The organism is Arthrobacter sp. PsM3 (genome assembly GCF_030433895.1).
Lineage (GTDB): Bacteria > Actinomycetota > Actinomycetes > Actinomycetales > Micrococcaceae > Arthrobacter.
Genome location: NZ_JARUXE010000084.1, coordinates 1 through 5,364, shown reverse-complemented (window position 1 = coordinate 5,364; position 5,364 = coordinate 1). Strand labels below are relative to the sequence as shown.

At 68.9% G+C, this 5,364-nt stretch carries 1 protein-coding gene; it reads left to right on the top strand.

The window, feature by feature from the left end; all coding sequences use genetic code 11:
- Positions 1-5,084 (top strand): Ig-like domain-containing protein (locus QCD75_RS21505; RefSeq protein WP_301231555.1); only part of this gene is annotated, 5,084 nt, incomplete at its 5' end.
- Positions 5,085-5,364 lie beyond the last annotated feature (280 nt).

Here is a 5,364-nt window from a genome sequence, read left to right as displayed (position 1 = left end):
GCAATGTGTGGCTGGTGAACCAGAACATGCAGCTGGTCAACAACTGGGACGACGTCATCCCCCCGCAGCAGACCTCCGACGATGCGGACAAGGACTCCGCCGACGAGGTCCAGCAGACCGTCCTCCCGGACCGCACCAAACCCAACAGCGCCCCCGCGGCCAAACCGGACAGCTTCGGCGTGCGCGCCGGCAAAACCACCATCCTGCCCGTGCTCGACAACGACACGGACCCCGACGGCGACATCCTCACCGTCCGGGCACCCGATCCGATCAAATCCGGACTCCTGGCGCCGATCTATGGTTCCACCGGGTTCCAGGTCAGCGTGCCCGCAGAGAAGACCGGCACGGAGACGTTTAAATATTCGGCGGACGACGGCCGCGGGCTCTCCGCCTCCGCCGACGTCACGCTCACCGTTGTCCCGGCGGGGGAGAACTCCGCCCCGCGGCAGAAACCCAACCGGAACACCTCCCTCCTGGTGCAAACCGGCAAGCTGGTCAGCCAGAACATCCTGACCGACTGGATCGACCCCGACGGCGACGACCTCTACGTCGTCAGCGCCACCAGCAGCGACCCCCGCGACCAGGTCAAAGCCCGTCCCGACGGGCTGCTCAGCTTCCAGGACGCCGGCTCCGAGCCCGGCCGCAAGGTGGTCACCGTCACCGTCTCCGACGGCCAGGCCAGCACCGAAGGCAAGATCACCGTCGACGTCCGCGCCCCGGGCGCCCTGCCGCCGATCGCCAACGCGGACCACATCGTCGCCGTCGCCGGAGTGGACACCGTCATCGCCCCGCTCAAGAACGACTCGGATCCCCAGGGCGGCGCGCTCCGCCTCGCCCAGGTCACCCCGGACGGCAACTCCACCGCCACGATGGGCGCGGACCAGCAGACCTTCACCTTCTCCTCCACCGCCCAGGGACCCCACTACGTCTCCTACCTCGTCACCAACGGCCCGGCCAGCGCCCAGCAGCTGGTCCGCGTCGACGTCGTCCCCGGCAACGGCGACGGCGCCCCCGTGGCCGTGCGCGACACCGCCCTGCTCCCCAGCGGCGGAAGCGTCCTGGTGGATGTCCTCGGCAACGACTCCGACCCCTCCGGCGGCGTCCTGGTGGTCCAGTCCGTGACCGCGGCGGACGGGGAGCCCGTGAGCGTGTCCGTCCTGGACCACTCGGTGGTCCGGATCACCGACATCCGCGCCGAGGGCCAGCTCAACGTCAAATACACCATCTCCAACGGCAAGTCCTCCGCCACCGGAGAGATTGCCGTCCTCGTCGTCCCGGCCCCCACCAAACTCCAGGCGCCGCAGGCCAAACCGGATGAAGCGACCGTCCGTGCCGGCGACGTCGTCACCATCCCGGTCCTCGGGAACGACACCGACCCCAACGGCGGAAAACTGACCCTCGAACCGGCGCTGGCACAGCAGCCCGACGCCGCCGACGGCCGCATCTTCCCCTCCGGCAACGCGCTGCGCTTCATCGCCGGCGAGCAGCCGAAAACCGTGTACGCCATCTACAAGGTCACCAACGACTCCGGGCAGTCGGACTCCCAGCAGGTCACCATCCGGATCCGGGCCCGCGACGACGAACGGAACACCCGCCCCGAACCGAAGAACCTGACCGCCCGCGTGGTGGCAGGCATGGTGGTCCGCATCCCCGTGCCGCTGGACGGCATTGACTCCGACGGCGACTCCGTCCAGCTGACCGGCGTGGACAAGGCCCCGGCCATGGGAACGGCCGTCGTCAAGGACGGCTACCTCGAATTCACCGCCACCGGCGACTCCGCCGGCACGGACACCTTCAGCTACCGCGTCCGGGACCGGATCGGCGCCGAAAACACCGGCACCGTCATTGTCGGCATCGCCCCGCCGGAAGCCAACAACCAGAAACCCATCGCGGTCGACGACGCCGTCGACGTCCGCCCCGGCCGCAAGATCGCCGTCGACGCCCTCAGCAACGACTCGGACCCGGACGGGGACCCGGTCAGCCTGGTCTCCAACGCCTTCGAAGCCCGGCCCGAACTCAGCGTCGAGCCGGCCGACGGCGGCAAAGTCCTCCTCACCGCCCCCGGCACCGCCGGCAGCGAGAGCGTCGGCTACAAGATCCAGGATGACAAGAAGGCCCAGGGCAGTGCTGTCATCCGGGTCCGGATCAGCCCGGATGCGGCCCTCAAGCTCCCGGCCGCCAAAGACGACGTGGTCACCCCCGCGGAGACCCTCGGCAAGTCCGCCGTCGACGTCCCCGTCCTCAAGAACGACTCCGACCCCGACGGCGTCGCCGCCGAGCTCAAGGTCTCCCTGCCGGACGGCAACCCGAACGCGCGCGCCGGAGGTGGCGGCAACGTCGTCGTGACCCTCGCCCCGAAGGACCAGCTGGTCCCGTATACCGTCACCGACGTGGACGGCCAAAGCGCGACGGCGGTTATCTGGGTTCCCGGCCAGGGCGAGCAGCACCCCACCCTGGCGCGCACCGACGTCGTCGAAGTGATGTCCGGCAACGAAATCAACCTCGACCTGAACGAGTACGTCCGGGTCCGGGCAGGACACACGCCCCGGATCACGCAGGTGGACAAGGTCCGGGTGCAGGGGGCTGACTCGCAGAACGTCGTGGCCGGGAACGGCACTGCGCTGCGCTACGCCGCGCTGAAGGACTACGTGGGCCCCGGCTCCGTGACCTTCGAGGTCACGGACGGCACCGGACCCGACGATCCGCAGGGCCTGAAATCGACCCTGAGCATCATCACCAGGGTCATTCCCGACCCCAACGCCAACCACCAGCCCACCTTCAGCGGGACCGACCTCGAGGTGCCGAAGGCCGAGTCCGTCAGCCTCGAGCTGGGCAACCTCGCCAAGGATGTCGACTCGGGCGACCAGGAGAAGCTCAAGTTCGAGCTCGACGGCACCCTGCCCGAGGGGCTCAAGGCCACCATTGAGGGCCAGACCCTCAAGGTCAGCGCGGAGGCCACCATCGCCGCGGGACGCCGGGGGAGCATCCCGCTGAAGGTCACCGACGGCCGCTCCGAGCCGGTCAAGGCCACGGTGGAAGCCACCGTCGTCGCCTCCAACCGGCCCCTCCCGACGGCCAACGAGGACGTCATCGAGAAAGCCAACGCGGGCAAAACCGAGACCATCAACGTCCTGGCCAACGACTTCAACCCGTTCGCCGAAACCCCGCTGAAGATCATCTCGGCCACGGTCGAAACCGGCTCGGCCGCGGGCGCCCCCGCCGTGAACGGGGACTCGATCACCGTGACTCCCGCCGACGGCTCCAAGGGCGTGATGGTGGTCCGCTACACCGTGCTGGACAAGACCGGGGATCCGTCCCGGCAGGCCAGCGGCCGGGTGCGCATCACGGTCCGGGACAAACCGGATGCCCCCTCGGCCCCGTCCGCGACCGACGTCCGCAGCCGCACCGCCGTGCTCAAGTGGGCTCCGCCGTCGGACAACGGCGCTGCCATCAGCAAATACACCGTCAGTTCCAGCGGCTTCAGCCAGGACTGCGCCACCACCACCTGCACCCTCAGCGGCCTGACCAACGACGTCAAGTACGTCTTTACCGTCACCGCCACCAATGAAGTGGGCCAGTCAGCGCCCTCGGCGTCCTCCAACGAGATCAGGCCGGATGAGAAGCCCTCCCCGCCGGAGGCCCCCACGGTCAAAGCCGGGGACAAAAACATGGTGATCGCCTGGCCTGCGGCAAAGACCGAGGGCTCGGCCGTCAAGAGCTACAACTTGGAGATCTCCCCGCCGCCGGCCACCGGGGTCGCCGTGAAGAACGGCGTCACCGGGCTGAACTACACCTGGCCGGGACTGACCAACGGCGTCCGCTACAAGGTGCGTGCCCAGGCCGTCAACGAACTCGGCCCGTCCGAGTGGGGGATCTACTCCGCCGAAGACAACCCCGCCGGCGTCCCGGCAGCCCCGGCGGCACCGACGTCGACGGTGGCCTCCGCCGTGGGGACCTCCAACCAGCTGAAGGTGAACTGGAGCGAACCGAACACCAACGGCGACGCGGTCAGGAACTACTACGTCACCATGAGCGGCGGGGGCGGGACGACGCAGACCCAGATGGTTCCCGGGACGGTGCGGACTGCGAACTTCACCGCGAACAACTCCGAGGCTTCCTACACCTTCACCGTGCAGGCGGAGAACAAGGCCGGCAAGGGCGCCGTCAGCGCACCGTCCGCGCCGCGGCGCGCCACCGGCAAGCTCTCCCAGGTGTCCGGGGTCAGCGCCGCCGAGGCCAACACCGGCGGCGCGGGCAGGGCCGTGACCATCAACTTCCGGGAACTCACCGACGCTGAGCGCAACGGCTCGGCGCCCAATGAGGTCAGCTACACCTACAACGCCAGCACGGGACAGTCCGGGCCCATCCGGCCCGGCCAGACCGTGGGCGGCTTCACGAACGGGGGCGCCACCAGGATCACCGTGGTGGCCAACTCCACCGTGGCGCCGAGCTCGGACGCCAGCGCCGCTGCCGGCGCCACTCCCTACGGCGCACCCGGAACGCCCTCCGCCTCCGGCCAGAACGGCGGCCAGAACCAGAAGTCGCTCAGTTTCAGCTGGAACTCACCGTCCACGGCAACGAACGATGTCGCATCCACCCGGATCAACATCGACGGCCGCGGCTGGGAAAACGTCGCCGCATCAGGCAGCCGGACCGTGAACACCGGCGGCTTCGACGAACGGCACTCCATCCAGGTCCAGACGGTCAACTCCGTGGGGACCGGCGGGGGCATCGCCACGGCCACGGCGCAGTCCGGCCCGGCCAAGACCAACTGGGACGCCGCAGTCAACGGCTACCGCACCTGCACGGACGCGCCTGCCTCCGGGCAGACCTCGTGGCGGTCGCCGGCGGGCGCGGAACACACGTGCGATGGCGTGATCCGTGACTATCCATGGGCCTACGGCTCCGACGGGTCCTTCACCGTCAACTGCTTTATGTGGCGCACCGTGCCGGATGCCCGCGGGACCTACAAGTGGTACCGCATCAATTCGCACCCGGACGGCCGTTTTGTGGGCCGCACCATCCAGGTCGGCAACACCACCCTGGGCGAGCCTGAGGGTCATGGAATCCCGCAATGCGGCTGATCGCCGGACCGCGGAGCGGGACCTCCCTGGCTCCCGCGGGGGAGCCCTCCCCATCGCGCGCTCCCGCAACGAACGGTAGGCTGTCGCGGGAAGTGAGGGCCTCGTCTCAGGCCCACCCCGGGAATCACAACGCCATCTGCAAGGAAATCTGAAGCTGTGACACGTCTTTTCGCCACGCTGGGGTCCAGAAAGCCGGGCTTCAAAAATCCCGGGTCCACCAAACGGCGCCCGCTGACCGCCCGCCGCAAACACCTGATGGCCGGAACCGGCATTGTTGCTG